The sequence below is a fragment of the Kitasatospora sp. NPDC001309 genome, assembly GCF_042896295.1.
Taxonomy (GTDB): domain Bacteria; phylum Actinomycetota; class Actinomycetes; order Streptomycetales; family Streptomycetaceae; genus Kitasatospora.
Genome location: NZ_JBIAXC010000040.1, coordinates 82067 through 98852 on the forward strand (window position 1 = coordinate 82067; position 16786 = coordinate 98852).

Annotated in this window: 11 protein-coding genes; 7 read left to right on the forward strand and 4 right to left on the reverse strand. The window is 73.7% G+C overall.

Annotation, left to right across the window (positions count from 1 at the left end):
* Nucleotides 1-170: 170 nt before the first annotated feature.
* Complete coding sequence (locus ACFY2K_RS32310; RefSeq protein ID WP_380644044.1) at nt 171-1898, reverse strand: carboxyl transferase domain-containing protein; 1728 nt, start codon at nt 1896-1898, stop codon at nt 171-173.
* Between the two features lie 133 nt (nt 1899-2031).
* Here ACFY2K_RS32310 and ACFY2K_RS32315 point away from each other — a divergent pair, with 133 nt between their 5' ends.
* A complete protein-coding gene (locus ACFY2K_RS32315; protein WP_380527208.1) occupies nt 2032-2706 on the forward strand; it encodes a TetR/AcrR family transcriptional regulator in 675 nt (224 codons plus the stop codon).
* A gap of 330 nt (nt 2707-3036) precedes the next feature.
* Complete coding sequence (locus ACFY2K_RS32320) at nt 3037-7068, forward strand: ABC transporter ATP-binding protein (protein WP_387716202.1); 4032 nt, start codon at nt 3037-3039, stop codon at nt 7066-7068.
* A 94-nt stretch (nt 7069-7162) separates the two neighbouring features.
* Here the strand turns inward: ACFY2K_RS32320 and ACFY2K_RS32325 are convergent, their stop codons facing one another.
* Nucleotides 7163-8185 (reverse strand): ATP-grasp domain-containing protein, encoded by a 1023-nt coding sequence (locus ACFY2K_RS32325; RefSeq protein WP_387716204.1) that lies wholly within the window; start codon nt 8183-8185, stop codon nt 7163-7165.
* A gap of 135 nt (nt 8186-8320) precedes the next feature.
* Between ACFY2K_RS32325 and ACFY2K_RS32330 the strand changes: the two genes are divergently transcribed.
* On the forward strand, nt 8321-8842 hold the full coding sequence (locus ACFY2K_RS32330) for an NUDIX hydrolase (RefSeq protein WP_380644041.1): 522 nt from the start codon (nt 8321-8323) through the stop codon (nt 8840-8842).
* Here the strand turns inward: ACFY2K_RS32330 and ACFY2K_RS32335 are convergent.
* Both ACFY2K_RS32335 and ACFY2K_RS32340 read right to left on the reverse strand, forming a co-directional pair.
* The gene (locus tag ACFY2K_RS32335) at nt 8824-10287 is read right to left on the reverse strand and encodes a hypothetical protein (RefSeq protein WP_387716206.1); all 1464 of its coding nucleotides are present in this window, start codon (nt 10285-10287) and stop codon (nt 8824-8826) included. The genes ACFY2K_RS32330 and ACFY2K_RS32335 overlap by 19 nt on opposite strands.
* Before the next feature lie 138 nt (nt 10288-10425).
* Nucleotides 10426-11475 carry an ABC transporter substrate-binding protein gene (locus ACFY2K_RS32340; protein WP_380644054.1) on the reverse strand — a complete coding sequence of 350 codons (1050 nt, stop codon included), beginning with the start codon at nt 11473-11475 and terminating at the stop codon, nt 10426-10428.
* A gap of 433 nt (nt 11476-11908) precedes the next feature.
* On the opposite strand from ACFY2K_RS32340, the gene ACFY2K_RS32345 reads away from it, so the two are divergent.
* From ACFY2K_RS32345 to ACFY2K_RS32360, 4 genes are all read left to right on the forward strand, one after another.
* Nucleotides 11909-13372, forward strand: coding sequence for an APC family permease (locus ACFY2K_RS32345; RefSeq protein WP_387716208.1), 1464 nt, complete (start codon nt 11909-11911; stop codon nt 13370-13372).
* 325 nt (nt 13373-13697) lie between these two features.
* Nucleotides 13698-14738 carry a tryptophan--tRNA ligase gene (gene trpS, locus ACFY2K_RS32350; protein ID WP_387716217.1) on the forward strand — a complete coding sequence of 347 codons (1041 nt, stop codon included), beginning with the start codon at nt 13698-13700 and terminating at the stop codon, nt 14736-14738.
* Between the two features lie 144 nt (nt 14739-14882).
* Nucleotides 14883-15869, forward strand: coding sequence for an LD-carboxypeptidase (locus tag ACFY2K_RS32355; RefSeq protein ID WP_387716210.1), 987 nt, complete (start codon nt 14883-14885; stop codon nt 15867-15869).
* A 39-nt stretch (nt 15870-15908) separates the two neighbouring features.
* Nucleotides 15909-16583: a nucleoside/nucleotide kinase family protein gene (locus ACFY2K_RS32360; RefSeq protein WP_380594861.1), complete on the forward strand. Its 675-nt coding sequence runs from the start codon at nt 15909-15911 to the stop codon at nt 16581-16583.
* The last annotated feature ends 203 nt before the right edge of the window (nt 16584-16786 follow it).

Consider the following 16786-nt stretch of genomic DNA (forward strand, 5'->3'; position numbering starts at 1 on the left):
CCGTAAGAGAGGAGGTGGCGGTGGGCGGTTGCGGCGCCGGCCCGGTCGTCGGACCGGCGCCGCAGGAGTCACACCCGGAAGAGCGGGGTCACCGGAGCGGGGTCACCGGAGCGGTGGCGTCGGAGTGCCCGCACCGGAGTGGTCGCGTCGGGGCGGCCACCCCGGAGCGGTCACATGCGGAAGACACCGAACGGAGCGGGCGGCGCCAGCGGGGCGTTGGCACAGGCGGTGAGGGCGAGACCGACGGCGGTGCGGGTGTCCATCGGGTCGATCACGCCGTCGTCCCAGAGCCTGGCGGTGGCGTAGTAGGCGCTGCCCTGGCGCTCGTACTGCTCGCGGACCGGGCGCTTGAACTCCTCCTCCGCCTCGCCCGGCCACTCCTCGCCGCGCGACTCCAACTGGTCACGGCGGACGGTGGCCAGTACGGAGGCCGCCTGCTCGCCGCCCATCACGGAGATCTTGGCGCCCGGCCACATCCACAGGAAGCGGGGTGAGTAGGCCCGGCCGCACATCGAGTAGTTGCCGGCTCCGTACGAGCCGCCGATCACCACGGTCAGCTTCGGGACCCGGGTGCAGGCCACGGCGTTGACCATCTTGGCGCCGTGCTTGGCGATGCCGCCCGCCTCGTACTGCCGACCGACCATGAAGCCGGTGATGTTCTGCAGGAAGAGGAGGGGGATGCCGCGCTGGTCGCACAGTTCGATGAAGTGGGCGCCCTTGACGGCCGACTCGGAGAACAGCACGCCGTTGTTGGCGACGATGCCGACCGGGTGGCCGTGGATCCGGGCGAAGCCGGTGACCAGGGTCGCGCCGTACTCGGCCTTGAACTCGGCGAAGCGGCTGCCGTCGACCAGCCGGGCGATCACCTCGCGCACGTCGTAGGGCGTGCGCGGGTCGACCGGGACGGCCCCGTACAGGCCGGCCGGGTCGACGGCCGGCGGCTCGGCCGCGGTGAGCGGCCACGGGCTGGGCGTGCGCGGGCCGAGCTCGGACACGATGGTGCGGACGATGGAGAGCGCGTGGGCGTCGTCCTCGGCCAGGTGGTCGGTCACGCCCGAGGTGCGGGAGTGCAGGTCGCCGCCGCCCAGCTCCTCGGCGGTGACCACCTCACCGGTCGCGGCCTTCACCAGTGGCGGTCCGCCCAGGAAGATCGTGCCCTGGTTGCGGACGATCACCGCCTGGTCGCTCATCGCCGGGACGTACGCGCCGCCCGCCGTGCAGGAGCCGAGCACGGCGGCGATCTGCGGGATGCCCGCGGCCGAGAGCCGGGCCTGGTTGTAGAAGATCCGGCCGAAGTGGTCGCGGTCCGGGAAGACCTCGTCCTGCATCGGGAGGAAGGCGCCGCCGGAGTCCACCAGGTAGATGCAGGGTAGGCGGTTCTCCAGCGCGACCTCCTGGGCGCGCAGGTGCTTCTTCACCGTCATCGGGTAGTAGGTGCCGCCCTTGACGGTGGCGTCGTTGGCGACCACCACCACCTCGCGTCCGGCGACCCGGCCGATGCCGGCGATCACCCCGGCCGCGGGCGCCGCCCCGTCGTACATCCCGTCGGCGGCCAGCGGCGCCAGCTCCAGGAAGGGCGACGCCGGGTCGAGCAGGGTGTCCACCCGGTCGCGGGGGAGGAGCTTGCCGCGCGAGGTGTGCCGGGCGCGCGCCTTGGCGCCCCCGCCGAGGGCGGCGGCGTCGAGCTTGGCGCGCAGTTCGGCGACCAGGGCCCGGTGCGCCTCGGTGTTGGCCCGGTAGGCCGCGGAGCCCGGGTCGGCGGAGGTGCCGAGCCGGGGTGCCGGCGCGGCGGCTCCCGGTGCTGCGGCGATCGGTGCTGTGGCACCCGGTGCCGGCGCGGTGCCGGTCGGTGCGCCGAACCGGACGCCGGAGGAGGCACCGGTGGTTGAGATGACCATTCCCAAGAGCTCCCTTGCCCTCGGCAGCAGGCGGGCGGGCCGAGTACGGTGCGCCCCTGATCCTCACGTTAATTAACGTTAACTTACGCGCCCAGGTTAACGGCCGATAACCCGACTGTCTACGATGGGCGGCATGCCGAACGTCCCCGCAGCCTCCGCGCTCCCACGCCGCGACCAGATCCGCCGGGAGGCCGCGCGACTGTTCGCCGCCCGGGGCTTCCTCGGCGTGGGTGTGGACGAGATCGGCAAGGCCGTCGGCATCAGCGGCCCCGGCCTCTACCGCCACTTCGCCGGCAAGGACGCGATGCTGGCCGACCTGCTGATCGGCATCAGCGAGCGCCTGCTGGAGGAGGGGCGACGCCGGGCGGGCGGTGGCGACGGCCCGGCCGCCACGCTGGACGCCCTGATCAGCGGCCACGTCGACTTCGCCCTGAACGACCGCGACCTGATCACCCTGCACGACCGCGAGCTGCTGAACCTCAAGGAGGAGGACCGCCGTACCGTCCGGCGGCTCCAGCGCGGCTACGTCGAGCTGTGGGTGGACGTGGTCCGGCAGGCCCATCCGCCGCTCGCAGATCCCGGCGCGGAGCCCGTGGCGCGGGCCGCCGTGCACGCGGTCTTCGGCCTGATCAACTCGACCCCGCACAGCGTCGGCCCCGATCCGGCCCAGGGCGAGCGCGCCGGTCTGCAGCGCGACGGCATGGCCGCGCTGCTGCACACCCTCGCCCACGGCGCCTTCGCCGCGGCCGCCGACTCCGTGGCTGCGGCCGACGCCACGGGCGTCGACCGGGGGGTTGGGTCCGCGTAGGCCCGTTCACTCCCCGTCCGCTGCCCTTTCCCGACGTCGCCGACCCGGTGCCGTCCCGGGCAAGGCTCGACCGGACAGGGCCTAGGTCCAAAGGACGGCGCCTGCCCGCCCCCGGGGCGCTGGGCGCGCGCCGGGTCTTCGGGCGACCCTGGGGGCAAGGGCCGGACCGTCGGGCCGCAGCTGTGTTCGATCGGGAATCACCGCAGGCCGCAAGCTGTTGCCCAGTCGCCGGACCGGACGATCCGGGCCGTACCGGAGTCAGTTCCGATCGCCTCGCGCGGCCGGAAATGCCGTGGCGGCCACCCGACGAAATGGTTAGCATCCCTAAATATGCCCGAGACTCACGGATCCATGGTGGAGCAATCCCCGAGCGGCCAACCGGCCCCCGGCCCCGACCCGGCGGCCCCCGTCGACGGCCCGCGGGCCACCGAAGCAGGCCCCGCACCGGAGGCGGCCGCCACTCCGAGCCCGGCCGCCGCTCCGAGCCCGGCCGCTCAGGCCGACGGCTGGCTGCGTCGCCTGATCGGCTACAGCTGGCGGTCCCGTCGCAGCGTGCTGCTCGCCTTCGGCGCCTCGCTGGTCGGCATGGCTGTCACCGCGCTGGTGCCGCTGGTCACCAAGCTGATCATCGATGACGTCATCGTCGCCCACACCCGCTCGCTCACCCCGTGGGCAGTGGTGCTGCTGCTCGCCGCCGTGGTGGTCTTCGGCTGCACCCAGGTCCGTCGCTACTACGGCGGCCAGCTGGCCCTCGACGTCCAGCACGACATGCGCAGCGACCTGTTCCGCTCGCTCGGCCGGCTCGACGGCCACCGCCAAGACCGCCTGGACACCGGTCAGGTGGTGGGGCGCGCGACCTCGGACCTCCAGCTGATCAACGGCCTGCTCTCGATGCTGCCGATGATGACCGGCTACCTGCTGATGTTCGTGATGTCGCTGGGCGTGATGGTCTGGCTGTCCCCGCCGCTGACCCTGATAGCCGTGGTGATGGCCCCTGCGCTGTGGTGGGTCAGCGTGCGCAGCCGTAAGCGCCTGTTCCCGGCCACCTGGGCCGCCCAGCAGGAGGCGGCCGCCGTCGCGGGCGTGGTGGACGGCGCTATCGGCGGGGTCCGGGTGGTCAAGGGCTTCGGTCAGGAGGCGCAGGAGCAGGACAAGCTGGAGCTGGTCTCCCGCAACCTGTTCGCCGCCCGGCTCCGGTCGATCCGCCTGAACGCCCGCTACAACCCGGCGATGCAGGCGATCCCGGCCCTGGCCCAGGTCGCGGTGCTGGCCTTCGGCGGCTGGCTGGCCGTCGACGGTCGGGTCTCGCTCGGGACGTTCGTCGCCTTCTCCACCTACGTCGCCCAGATGACCGGCCCGGTGCGGATGCTGACCATGGTCATCACGGTCGGCCAGCAGGCCCGGGCGGGCGTCGAGCGGGTGCTGCAGCTGATCGACGAGCGCCCGCTCGTCCAGGAGCGCCCGGACGCGCTCACCCTGGACCTGACGAGGGACGGGACCACCCCCGCCGACACCCCCGCCGACACCGCGGCTGACCGCCCGGCCGGCGCCCCGGCCGGCACCGTCGGCCCCCGCACCCCGGACGTCGCCCTGGAGTTCGACCGGGTCGAGTTCCGCTACGACCCCGAGCACCCCGCCCCGGTGCTGCACGGGCTCAGCCTCGCGCTGGCCCCCGGCGAGACCCTCGCCCTGGTGGGCGCCTCCGGCTCCGGCAAGTCGACGGTGGCCCAGCTGGTGCCCCGCTTCTACGACCCGGCGGGCGGCGCCGTCCGCCTCTACGGCTACGACCTGCGCGACCTCACCCTGGACTCGGTCCGTGCGGCGGTCGGCATCGTGCCCGAGGAGAGCTTCCTCTTCTCCGAGTCGGTCCGCACCAACATCGCCTACGGCCGCCCGGACGCCACCGACGAGCAGATCGTCGCCGCCGCGCGCGCCGCCCAGGCGGACGAGTTCGTCCGCGCGCTGCCGGACGGCTACGAGACCAAGGTCGGCGAGCAGGGCCTGACCCTCTCCGGGGGCCAGCGCCAGCGCATCGCCCTGGCCCGGGCGATCCTGACCGACCCCCGGATCCTGCTGCTGGACGACGCCACCTCGGCGGTCGACCCGCAGGTCGAGGCGGAGATCCACGACGCGCTGCGCTCGGTGATGACCGGCCGCACCACCCTGCTGATCGCCCACCGCCGCTCGACCCTCCAACTCGCCGACCGGATCGCGGTCCTGGACCACGGCCGACTGCTGGACCTCGGCACGCACGAGGAACTCGAAGCCCGATGTCCCCAGTACCGGGCCCTGATCACCGACCCGGAAGCCGGCCGTGCACCGGAGCCGCAACCCGGGCCCGCCACCGCCACCGGCACCGCCGATACCCCCGCTGACTCCGCCGCCTCCGGCTCCGCCACCACCGACGGCTCCGAGTCCGAGTCCGCGCCGGCCGCGGAGAAGGACCGGCCGTCCGCGCAGACCCCCGCACTCCCCACCCCCGCCCTCGCCAAGGCGGCCCGCACCGCCGACCCCGAGCTGCTGGCCAAGGTCGCCGCCCTCCCGCCGGCCGCCGACGCCCCCGCCGTCCCCCGCGCCGAGGCCGAGGCCGGGGATCCGGATTTCAGCCTCGGCCGCCTGCTGCGCCCCTTCCGCACCCCGCTGCTCATCGCCTTCCTGCTGGTCACCCTGGACGCGGCCGCCGGGCTGGTGCTGCCGGTGCTGATCCGGCACGGGATCGACGAGGGCGTCCGCAAGGGCCTGATGGCCGGTGTCGCGGTCGCCTCGATCACCGCGCTCGTCGTGGTGCTGCTGGACTGGCTGGTGCAGGGCGCCGAGAACCGGGTCAGCGGCCGGACCGGTGAGCGGGTGCTCTACACCCTCCGGCTCAAGATCTTCGCCCACCTCAACCGGCTCGGCCTGGACTACTACGAGCGCGAGTTGACCGGCCGGATCATGACCCGGATGACCACCGACCTGGACTCGCTGACGTCCTTCCTGCAGACCGGAATGGTCACCGCGGTGGTCAGCCTGCTGACCTTCGCCGGGATCTTCGTGGCCCTGCTGATCATCGACGCCGGTCTGGCCCTGGTGGTCTTCGCGGTGCTGCCGCTGCTGGTGATCGCCACCCTGGTGTTCCGGAAGAGGTCAAAGGACCAGTACGAGCGCTCCCGGGACCTGATCAGCACGGTCAACGCCGACCTCCAGGAGAACGTGGCCGGCATGCGGATCGTCCAGGCCTTCCGCCGTCTGGACACCAACACCGACCGCTTCGTGGCCCGCGGCATCGCCTACCGGGAGGCCAGGGTCCGGGCGCAGTTCTACATCTCGCTGTACTTCCCGTTCGTCCAGTTCCTCTCCAGCGTGGCCGCCGCGCTGGTGCTGATCGTGGGCGCCGCCCGGGTGGACGCGGGGACGCTGACGGTCGGCGCGCTGGTCGCGTACCTGCTCTACATCGACCTGTTCTTCGCCCCGGTCAACCAGCTGTCGCAGGTGTTCGACGGCTACCAGCAGGCCTCGGTGGGCCTCGGCCGGATCCGTGAGCTGCTGCGCACCCCGACCACCACGGCCGCGGCGGCCGATCCGGTCCCGGTGTCGAAGGGGCTGCGCGGCGAGATCAGTTTCGAGGGCGTCGGCTTCGCCTACAACGGCGGGGCGGACGGCGCACCGGAGGTGCTGAGCGCCGTCGACCTGCACATACCCGCCGGTCAGACGGTGGCGCTGGTCGGCGAGACCGGCGCGGGCAAGTCGACGCTGGTGAAGCTGGTCGCGCGGTTCTACGACGCGACCGAGGGCACCGTCCGGGTCGACGGGGTGGACCTCACCCGCTACGACCTGGCCCAGTACCGCCACCGGCTGGGCGTGGTGCCGCAGGAGGCGTACCTGTTCGCGGGCACGGTCCGCGAGGCGATCGCCTACGGCCGCCCGGACGCCTCGGCGGCCGAGGTGGAGGCGGCAGCCCGGGCGGTCGGCGCGCACGACATGATCGTCGGACTGTCGGGCGGCTACGACCACGAGGTCGCCGGCCGCGGACGCAACCTCTCGGCCGGTCAGCGCCAGCTGATCGCGCTGGCCCGGGCCGAACTGGTCGACCCGGACATCCTGCTGCTGGACGAGGCCACCGCGGCGCTCGACCTGGCCACCGAGGCCGCCGTCAACCAGGCCGCGGACCGGCTCAGCGGCGGTCGCACCACTCTGGTCATCGCCCACCGGCTGACCACCGCCGAACGCGCGGACCGGGTGGTCGTGCTGGACCACGGCCGGGTGGTCGAGGACGGCACCCACACCGAACTGCTCGCGCTGGACGGGACGTACGCCCGGCTCTGGCAGGCGTTCATCGCGGACGGCCACCCGGCCCCGACCGAGACGGTCGCCGCCGGGTAACCGCGGTCGGGTCGTCGGGCGGTCCGACGGCGGCCCGGCAGCCCGGCAGCCCGGCGGCCCGGCGGTCCGACGATCGGGCGATTGGGCGATGTGCTCAGGCGGCGATCAGCGAGGCCAGCAGGCCCGAGGCGTCGACGCCGCGCGGCAGGTCGCTCACCTGGCCGTCCCCGACCTCCACCACCCGCCAGCCGGAGCCGTCCGCCCGGCTGGCGAGGTCGGTGGTGACGAAGCGGCAGCCGAGTCTTCGCACCAGTGCGGGGACGTGGGTGAGGTCGGGCTCGACCCGCTGGTGCGGGGTGTCCGGGTGCGGGCCGACCAGGATCGGCCGACCGTCGAGCCACCACACCCGGACCTCCACCGCCCGCCCGTCGCCGCCCGTGTCGTTCGGGCCGCCCGCGTTGCCGACGCCGCCCGTGCCGCCACGGCCTCCCGCGCCTCCCGCGCCTCCCGCGCCTCCCGCGCCGCTCGCGTCTCCCTCAGCACCGTCAGCGGCCCGGCCCGTTCCGTCGGCGCGCTCGAACTCCTCGTACCGGCGCAGCACCACCCCGCCCGCCAGGGACTCGCCCTGCAGCTCGACGAACCGCCCGACCACCCGTCCGACGGTCGCCAGGTCCGCCAACTCCGGTACGTAGCAGGCCTCGTGCCACTCGTGCTTGCGGGACTTCACGTAGTCCTTCACGATCGCCGGCCCGGTGCCGCCGAGCCGGGCCACGGCGTCCGCCAGCTCCGCCGGGGTGGGTGCCGCCGTCCCGTCGGACGGGATCCAGACGCTGGGCGGGGTCGCGCCCTCGAACACCCCGTACCAGCCGGGCAGTTCGTGCGCCGCCGCGTAGCCGGGCGCGCTGGTCAGCAGGTTGCCGCCGCGGGCGGTGAGGGCGGCGGCGAACCCGGCGTACCGGGCGGAGGGGAGCATCCAGCCCCGGTACCAGAGCGGTCCGCAGTCCCGGGGCACCCGCCGGACCGCCTCCTCGGGGTGTCCGGCGAGCAGTGCGTCGTGGTCGACGAGATGGTGCTCACCGCCCAACTCCCGTAGCAGCCGGGCCTCCCAGGCGAAGTGCGGATCGGGCCGGCGCGGGTTGAGCGGATCGGCGGGGAAGAGGATCGAGGGTACGGGCATGGCGGTCAGGGTAAGGCCAGCGGGCCGCTCCCGGCTGCGATCCGGCGGCGGTCGGTCGCCCCGGTTCCTCCCCCGTGGGGCGTCGGGACGGCGGATCCGGTCGACGCCCGGTGCGGGCGCTGTCAGAGTGTCCCGATGCGAAGACTGCTGCGACCGCACCGACGCGTTCCCCGCCGGGCCGCCCGTACGGTGGTGCTGGACGGCGACGGCTCGGTGTTCCTGCTCCGTTCGGACAACGACGAGGTCGGCGTCCACTGGACGATGCCCGGCGGCGGGCTGGAGCGGGGTGAGACCCCGTTGCTCGGCGCCCGGCGCGAACTGTGGGAGGAGACCGGCTGGACCGATCTCGAACCGGGCCCGCTGCTCTGCACCTGGGAGCACGACTTCACCTGGCACGGAACCCCGGTCCGCCAGCACGAGCACATCTACCTCACCCGCGGACCGCACCGCGGCCCGGTCGGCGATGTCAGTGCGGTGCACGCCCAGGACCGGATCCTCGACTGGCGCTGGTGGACCCCGGCCGAGCTCGCCGACGAGAACGCGGACGCACTCTGGCCGCCCCGGCTACCGGAGTTGCTGGAGCCCGTCCGCGCGGGCTGGGCGGTCGACGGGCGCCCTCCGGTGCCCGTCGACCTCGGTTACATCCCGAACGCCTGACCGCGCCCGCCGCGCCGGGCGGCCCGTCCGCCCGGCCCGGCCGGGCCGGGCTCCCAGCCGTGCAGGTCCAGCTCCCGGTCGTGCAGCGCCCACGGGTTCATCCGCACCGTCAGCCGGGCGCCGGCCAGTTGCTCGACGGTGAGCCCGGTTTCGATGATCAGCTGCTCGGTCGACACCGAGACGGCGATGGCGGGACGCCAGGAGGGCAGTACGACCAGGCTGGTCCCGCGCCCGACCCGGATCGGCTCCGCCGTCACCCGGACCGGTGTCCGCTCCTCCGGGCGACCCACGGCGTCCGACTGGACCGGGCTGCCGCCGATCAGGATGCCGAGCGGTGGTTCGGCCCGGGCTGCCTCGGTACCGGTCCCGAGGGCAGCCCTGACAGCAGTCGCGCCTTCGACCCCCACTCCGGTGCCCGCTCCGGTCCCGACCCCGAGCCCGGTGCCGGCCCGGTACGCGGCGTTCGTCCCGGGCTCCGGGGGCGCGGTGGTCGGGTGACCGGCCACCGGTCCCGTTGCACCGGTCGGTGTACCCGTCCACCCCGCACCGGGCGGCCGGGTGCCGGCCGGGTCGGTCGCGGCCGTCTCCCGTGCGGCCGCCTCCTGCCCGGTCGGGCCGGCCGGCGGGTGCATCCGACGCAGTCGGCGGGACGGCGACGGCCGTCGCGAGCCGAGGCTCCGGAGCTCCTCGCGCCCCGAACGCGCCACCGCTGCGGGCCGGTTGCCCTCGGCGGGCGCTGCGGTCCGCTCGAACCGGACGAACCCCGACCCGGTCCGCTCGGAGGCGGAGCCCGCACCCGAACCGGCACCCGCACCCGAACCGGCATCCGCACCGGCGTCGACGCCCGAGCCGGCCTCGGGCCCGGAGTCCGCCTCGGACGCCTCCTCGGCCTCGCCGAGCAGCGCCCGTACCTCCGCCACCGGCCGACGGCACGCGGCCGCCAGCTCGGCGAGCGAGCGCCCCTCGGCGCGAGCGGCCCGCAGCCGGTCGGCGAACGCCTCCCGGAGCCGTGCCGTGGTCGCCGCGCCGCTCGTCGTGTCGCTCGCCGTACCGCCGTCGGCAGCGCCGCAGTCGTCGGTGCCGCTGTCCGCGGAACCGCCGGCAGCGCCGCCGCCGTCCGCTGTCGCGCCGTTCGCCGCAGCGCCGTTCGCCGCAGCGCCGTTCGCCGCAGCGCCGTTCGCCGCAGTGCCGTCCGCCTTGGCGTGCCGGAGCCGCGCTTCGACGTCCTCCGGCGTGCGCGGCTGCGGCACCGAGTCGTGGCGGATGAGGGCGCCCGGGGCGCCGGGCGCGCCGACGTCGGCCGCCGTCGCGATCGAGCAGATCGGCGCCCCCGCGCCGGGCGGGCGGGGCCCGTCGGTCGGGGGCGAGGAGTCGGCACCGTCCGCAGCGGTCCCGGACGGTCCGGGCGGGGCGGGGTCGGTGGAACCGGGGTGGAGCGAAGTCATCGGCGGGCCCTTCGGGGGACGGTCCCGACGATCCTCCCGCACCGCGCCACCAGCTCCAAGCGTCATTCCCGCACGGGCGCCCGGGAGCACGCCGTGACCACCGGGTGATCAGCGGCGGCCCCTACCGGGCGTATCGGCTCAACTCCCGGACGCGACGAAGCCCTTGAGGTCGGAGAGCACCGCGTTGGCCGCCGTCACGCCGAGCCCGAGGAACCAGGTCTCGTCCGAAACCGGCCGCGCCTGACCGGACTTGACCGCCCCGAGGGTCTTCCAGAGCGCCCCGCCCAGCACCGCGTCCTGGTTGGTCGAACTGGGGCTGCCGTACACGCCGTAGAAGATCCAGTCGGCGTCGGCCTTGTCGATCTGCTCCGGGCTGACCTCCACCGCGAGTTCCTTGACCTGCTCGATCGCGGGCTGCGGCAGCGGCACGTCGGTGAGGATGGTGCCGATGAACGAGAGTTCGGCGTAGAGCCTGGTCCGGCCGGGCATGAAGCGCAGCGGCGTGATGGTGGGCCGCTTGCCGCCGAGGGCGGCGCCGATCGCGGTGGCGGCGGCCTGGTAGGCGTCGAGCTGCGCCTGGGCCTCCGCCTGCAGGCCGAAGGGGCTGGCGTTGAGCAGGAAGTTCTGCTTCCACGGGTAGCCGGGGCGCAGTGAGAAGACGGTCGGCGCGATCTTCGACAGCTGGGCGTACTGGTCCTGGGCGCGCAGCTGGCTGCCGAGGATCAGGTCGGGCTTGAGCGCCGCGATCGCCTCCAGGTTGAGGCTGTTGATGGTGCCGACGGCGGCCGGGCTGCCCGCCTTGTCCTTGAGGTAGGAGGGCAGCGACTTGGAGCCGTCGGTGTGGACGACCCCGACCGGCTGGATGCCGAGCGAGACGACGTTGTCGAGCTCGCCGGTGTCCAGCACCACGACCCGGGTGGGCCTGGCGGGGATGACGGTCTCGCCCATGGCGTGCTTGACGGTGCGCGGGTAGACGCCGGGGGCGGCGTCGGTCCCGAAGCCCTTCATCTTCTCGATGACACCGGCGTAGTCGTCGCCGCCCTGCTTCACCGACTTCTGGTCCGGCGAGCCGCCGCTGCCCGGCTTCGCGCCGCTGCCGCCTCCGGACCCGCCGGAGCCGCCCGAGCCCCCCGAGCTGCCGCAGGCGGCGAGGAGCCCGCCGAGGCCGAGCACGGCGGCGCCGGTCACTCCGGTGGCGAGGAAGCGGCGCCGGCTGGGGGTGCGGGCGACGAGGGCGGGGACGAGGGCGGGGGCGGGGGCCAGGTTCGGGTCGTCGGAGTCGGGGGCCACGCGACGCTCCTTCACGGTCGGGACCGGACGGTCGAGGTTAGGTGAGGCAAACCTATCCCGTGGCCGGACGCACCCTCCGCACGGGGGTGCGCACCGAGGGGCCAAAGGTCATCATCAGTGCACAAAATCACCAAGAGTTGGTCTATTCAACCTTCTTCGCGCGGCTTAGAGTGCGCTGGTGTTTGATCAGCAGCTCTCAGAGCACACAAGCAGCGGCCGGGCAACGGCGCCCGGTGCTCCGCAGGGTGCCCCGGTCAGTGGCACCAGTGGTGGCGTTCCCGAACCGGGGACGGCTGGGGGAGCGGGGGACAAGGGTCTACGGGGCAACTCGGTGGGCCTGCTGGGCAGCGTGGTGCTGGGCGTCTCGACCGTCGCCCCGGTGTACTGCCTGACCGCGACGCTCGGGCCGACGGTCACCGCGGTCGGCGTCCAGATGCCGGCCGTGTTCCTGGCCGGCTTCCTGCCGATGCTGCTCGTCGCGTTCGCGTACAAGGAGCTGAACAAGGACTTCCCGGACTGCGGTACGTCCTTCACCTGGACGGTCAGGGCCTTCGGCCCCCGGGTCGGCTGGATGGCCGGCTGGGGACTGACCGTCGCCACCATCATCGTGCTCTCCAACCTGGCCGGCGTGGCGACGGAGTTCCTCTACCTGATGCTCGGTGAGATGACCGGCAGCAGCTGGATCGCCGGGCTCGACCAGAACAAGGCCGTCCATCTGCTCACGGTGGTGCTGCTCATCGCCGGCGCCACCGCGATGAGCTACCGGGGGATGACGGCCACCAAGTGGTTCCAGTACGGCCTGGTCGGCCTCCAGCTGGCCGTGCTGCTGCTCTTCTCGGCCATCGCCATCGGCAAGGCCGCCGCCGGGGACCTGCCCGACTCGATCGGCTTCTCGTTCTCCTGGCTCAACCCGCTCCAGGTCGGCTCGTTCAGCGCGTTCACCGCCGGCCTGTCGCTGTCCATCTTCATGTACTGGGGCTGGGACACCTGCCTCACCATGAACGAGGAGACCCTCGGCAGCACCAAGACCCCGGGCCGGGCCGCGATGGTCTCCATGGTCACCCTGGTCGGCTCGTACCTGCTGGTCGCGGTCGCCGCCCAGATGTTCGCCGGTGTCGGCAGCACCGGCGACGGCCTCGGCAACCCGGCCACGGCCGACAACGTCTTCGCCGCGCTCGCCCGCCCGGTGCTCGGCTCGCCGTGGAGCATCCTGCTGTTCCTGGCCGTCGTCGCCAGTGCCGCCGCGAGCCTGCAGACCACCTTCATCCCGGTGGCCCGCACCCTGCTCGCGATGAGCGCCTACCGCGCCGTGCCGCCGCGCTTCGGCACCGTCCACCCGCGCTTCCGCACGCCCGGCTACGCCACCGTCGCGGCCGGCCTCGCCACCGCCGTCTTCTACGTCGGCATGAGCCTGATCAGCGAGAACGTCGTCCAGGACACCATCCTGGCGCTCGGTCTGATGATCTGCTTCTACTATGCCCTGACCGCCTTCTCCTGCGTCCGGCACTTCCGCCACTCGCTCCGTGACAGCCCGCGCGACCTGCTGCTCAAGGGCGTCGCCCCGCTGCTCGGCGGCCTGCTGCTGAGCGCCGTCCTCCTCCAGACCCTGACCGACGCCTGGTCCCCCGACTACGGCAGCGGCGCGGTGTTCGGCGTCGGCTCGGTGTTCGTGATCGGCGTCGGCATCCTGCTGCTCGGTGCCGCGCTGATGACCTGGTACGGCCGGATCCGCCCGGAGTTCTTCCGCGGCGAGACGCTGCGGCAGGGCACCCGGGCCCTGGTCGTGGAGGACTGACGCCGGTCCACGGTGTCGGGGATCGGTGCAGGGGGCCGGTGCAGGGGACCTGAACCGGGTGACCGGTGCAGGGGGCCGGCGCTATCGTTGGAGCCGTGAAGCGCTTCGTGGGCCTGTGCTGGTGGCCGTCCTAGGACGGCCACCCCACTCGCCTGACCACAGGGCCGTCCGGGATGGACGGCCCTGTCGCGTTTTCCCCACGGGACGGGCCCCTCGCCCCGGACGGCCGCCACCGCCGCCGTACCGAGGGAGAAACCCGATGACCACCACCGCCACCACCACCGGCGCCGCCACCACCACCGCTGGTGCGGTCGCCACCACGGCCATGACCGCCGGCACGTCCGACCTCACCGCCCAGGACCGGATCGACGACCCGTCCTCCCACCGGGTCCTCACCGGCGACCGCCCCACCGGCCCGCTCCACCTCGGCCACTACTTCGGCACCCTGCAGAACCGGGTCCGGCTGCAGGACCAGGGCGTCGAGATGTTCGTCCTGGTCGCCGACTACCAGGTCATCACCGACCGCGACATCGCCGACCGGCTCGCCGAACACACCGAGAACCTCGTCCTCGACTACCTCGCCGCCGGCCTCGACCCCGAACGGGCCACGATCTTCGCCCACAGCGCCGTTCCCGCCCTCAACCAGCTGCTGCTGCCCTTCCTCAGCCTGGTGAGCGTCGCCGAACTCAGCCGCAACCCCACCGTCAAGGACGAGATCGCCCACTCCAGCCAGGCCGCCGTGAACGGGCTCATGTTCACCTACCCCGTCCACCAGGCCGCGGACATCCTGTTCTGCAAGGCCGACCTCGTCCCGGTCGGCCAGGACCAGCTGCCCCACCTCGAAGTCGCCCGCACCGTCGCCCGCCGCTTCAACGAGCGCTACCCGCACGCCGACGGCAGCGCCGTGTTCCCCCGCCCCCGGGCGCTGCTCTCCGACGCCCCGATGCTGCTCGGCACCGACGGCGGCAAGATGAGCAAGAGCCGCGGCAACGCCGTCGCCCTCGGCGCCGACGAGGACACCACCGCCCGGATCATCCGCGGCGCGAAGACCGACGCCGACCGCCGCATCGGCTACGACCCGGTCGGCCGCCCCGAGGTGTCCGGCCTCGTCCTGCTCGCGGCGCTCTGCCAGGACCGCGACCCGGAGGCGATCGCCGAGGAGGTCGGCGACGGCGGCGCGGCCGCCCTCAAGCGCACCGTCATCGAGTCCGTCAACGAGTACTTCCGCCCGCTGCGCGCCCGTCGCGCCGAGCTCGCCGCCGACCGCGGCCACCTGCGGCAGGTCCTGCGCGAGGGTGCCGAACGGGCCAACGCCATCGCCGACGCCACTCTCGCCGAGGTGCGGGAGGTGATGGGCGCGATCTGAACGGCCCTCAAGCCGACCGGCGCCCCGTGACGGGCCCGTCTGCGGACATCGGCCGGTCGACCGGCGGGCATATCGTCACCGGGCGGCCTCGACCACACCCCCGAGGCCGCCCACAGCCCGCCCCTTCCCCGAAAGGTCCGGTCCATGGACCAGCAACCGACCACGCCCGGCCAGGGACTGACCCGCCCGCCGCAGCTGCGCCCCGGCGACCACATCGCCGTCGTCGCCCCCAGCGGCCCGATCGACGCCGGGCGCCTCACCGCCGGCTGCGAGATCCTCCGATCCTGGGGCCTGCGGGTCACCGTCGCCCCGCACGTCCTCGACACCCACCCCACCCTCGGCTACCTGGCCGGTACCGACGCCGACCGCGCCGCCGACCTCCAGGACGCGTGGCTGGACCCCGACGTCGACGCCGTCATCTGCGCCCGGGGCGGGTACGGCGTCCACCGCATCGTCGACCTGCTCGACTGGACCGCCCTGCGCTCCGCCCGCCCCAAGCCCCTCATCGGGTTCAGCGACGTCAGCTCCCTGCACGAGGCCTTCGCCCAGCGCCTCGGCCTCGCAACCCTGTACGGGCCGATGGCCGCCGCCGCCTCCTTCGTCGAGGACGGCCCCACCGCCGAGCACCTGCGCCGGACCCTCTTCGACCCGGCCGCCACCACCGTCCTCACCTCGCCCACCGCCGGCCCGCTCGTCCCCGGCCGCGCCCGGGGCGTCACCGCCGGAGGCTGCCTCCACGTACTCGTCGCCGAACGCGGCACGCCCGCCGCCCGCCCCTCCTACGCGGGCCGCATCCTCTTTCTCGAAGACGTCAACGAGCACCAGTACCAGCTCGACCGGCTGCTGACCCAGCTCCTGCGCTCCGGCGCCCTCGACGGCGTGGCCGGCATAGCCCTCGGCTCCTGGGAGGGCTGCGGGCGACCCGAACGGGTCCGGGACGTGATGACCGACCGCCTCGGCGGCCTCGGCGTGCCCGTGCTCTGGGAGCTGGGTTTCGGCCACTGCCCGTCCACCCTGACCGTCCCGCTCGGCGTCCCCGCCCTGCTCGACGCGGACGCCGGCACGCTCACCCTGGAGCTGCCCGCCCTCGTCCCCACCGCCGCTCCCGACACCGCGACCGGCTCCGCCTGAGCCGACCGTCGGCCCCGGGCCGGTGAGTAGGGTGCGGCCATGAACGAGGACCGCCTCACCGCCCTTGCCCTCGGACTCCTCCGCGGCCCGGGCAGCAACGCCCGCACGATCCTCGGACTTGTCGGCCCGCCCGCGGCCGGCAAGTCCACCCTCGCCCGGCACCTGGTCGCCGAGGTCGAACGCGTCGAGGGCCCCGGTACCGCCGCGTACCTGCCGCTGGACGGCTTCCACCTCTCCACGGCCCAGCTCGACCGCCTCGGGCTGACCCACCGCAAGGGCGCCCCAGCCACCTTCGACGCCCACGGCTACGTCGCCCTGCTGCGCAGGGTCGCGGCCGACCGGTTCCAGGACATCTACGTCCCCGACTTCGACCGCACCCTGGACGAACCGGTCGCGGCCCGCCACGTCGTCCGCCCGCACACCCGCCTGGTCATCACCGAGGGCAACTACCTCGCTGCCGCGGACGCCCCGTGGCCGGAGGCCCGCCGGCTGCTGCGCGAACTCTGGTACGTCGACACCGACGACACCGTCCGCGAGGAGCGGCTGCTCCGCCGCCACCGCGACGGTGGCCGGGACGAGGCCACCGCCCTGCGCTGGGTCACCGGCAACGACCACCCCAACGGCGAGTACGTGAAGCAGGGCCGGGCGCTCTGCACCCGGACGGTCCCCGGGGCCCGTTTGCTCCCGACGCCGGAGAGGGGTAGTGTTTCCTAGTCGCTCGGCAGGGAGCACCGGACACGCATCGGCGCGGACGGTCCCGGAGCGGCCAATCCCTTGAATCACCACTTCCGGTTCGTGCCGGTCGTTTCGCTTTTACGCGTCTCGGCTCGGTGCTTATTCGGCGTGCGCTGTTTATCGGATTGCGGCCGGATTCGCTTTTCGGAGCGGGGATCGGCTAGAGTTTGAAACGTCGGACG

Coding starts and splice junctions, on each gene's coding strand:
- ACFY2K_RS32310 (WP_380644044.1), bottom strand. CDS start 1,898: ATGGTCATCTCAACCACCGGTGCCTCCTCCGGCGTCCGGTTCGGCGCA.
- ACFY2K_RS32325 (WP_387716204.1), bottom strand. CDS start 8,185: ATGCCCGTACCCTCGATCCTCTTCCCCGCCGATCCGCTCAACCCGCGC.
- ACFY2K_RS32360 (WP_380594861.1), top strand. CDS start 15,909: ATGAACGAGGACCGCCTCACCGCCCTTGCCCTCGGACTCCTCCGCGGC.
- ACFY2K_RS32335 (WP_387716206.1), bottom strand. CDS start 10,287: ATGACTTCGCTCCACCCCGGTTCCACCGACCCCGCCCCGCCCGGACCG.
- ACFY2K_RS32330 (WP_380644041.1), top strand. CDS start 8,321: ATGCGAAGACTGCTGCGACCGCACCGACGCGTTCCCCGCCGGGCCGCC.
- ACFY2K_RS32315 (WP_380527208.1), top strand. CDS start 2,032: ATGCCGAACGTCCCCGCAGCCTCCGCGCTCCCACGCCGCGACCAGATC.
- ACFY2K_RS32320 (WP_387716202.1), top strand. CDS start 3,037: ATGCCCGAGACTCACGGATCCATGGTGGAGCAATCCCCGAGCGGCCAA.
- trpS (WP_387716217.1), top strand. CDS start 13,698: ATGACCGCCGGCACGTCCGACCTCACCGCCCAGGACCGGATCGACGAC.
- ACFY2K_RS32355 (WP_387716210.1), top strand. CDS start 14,883: ATGGACCAGCAACCGACCACGCCCGGCCAGGGACTGACCCGCCCGCCG.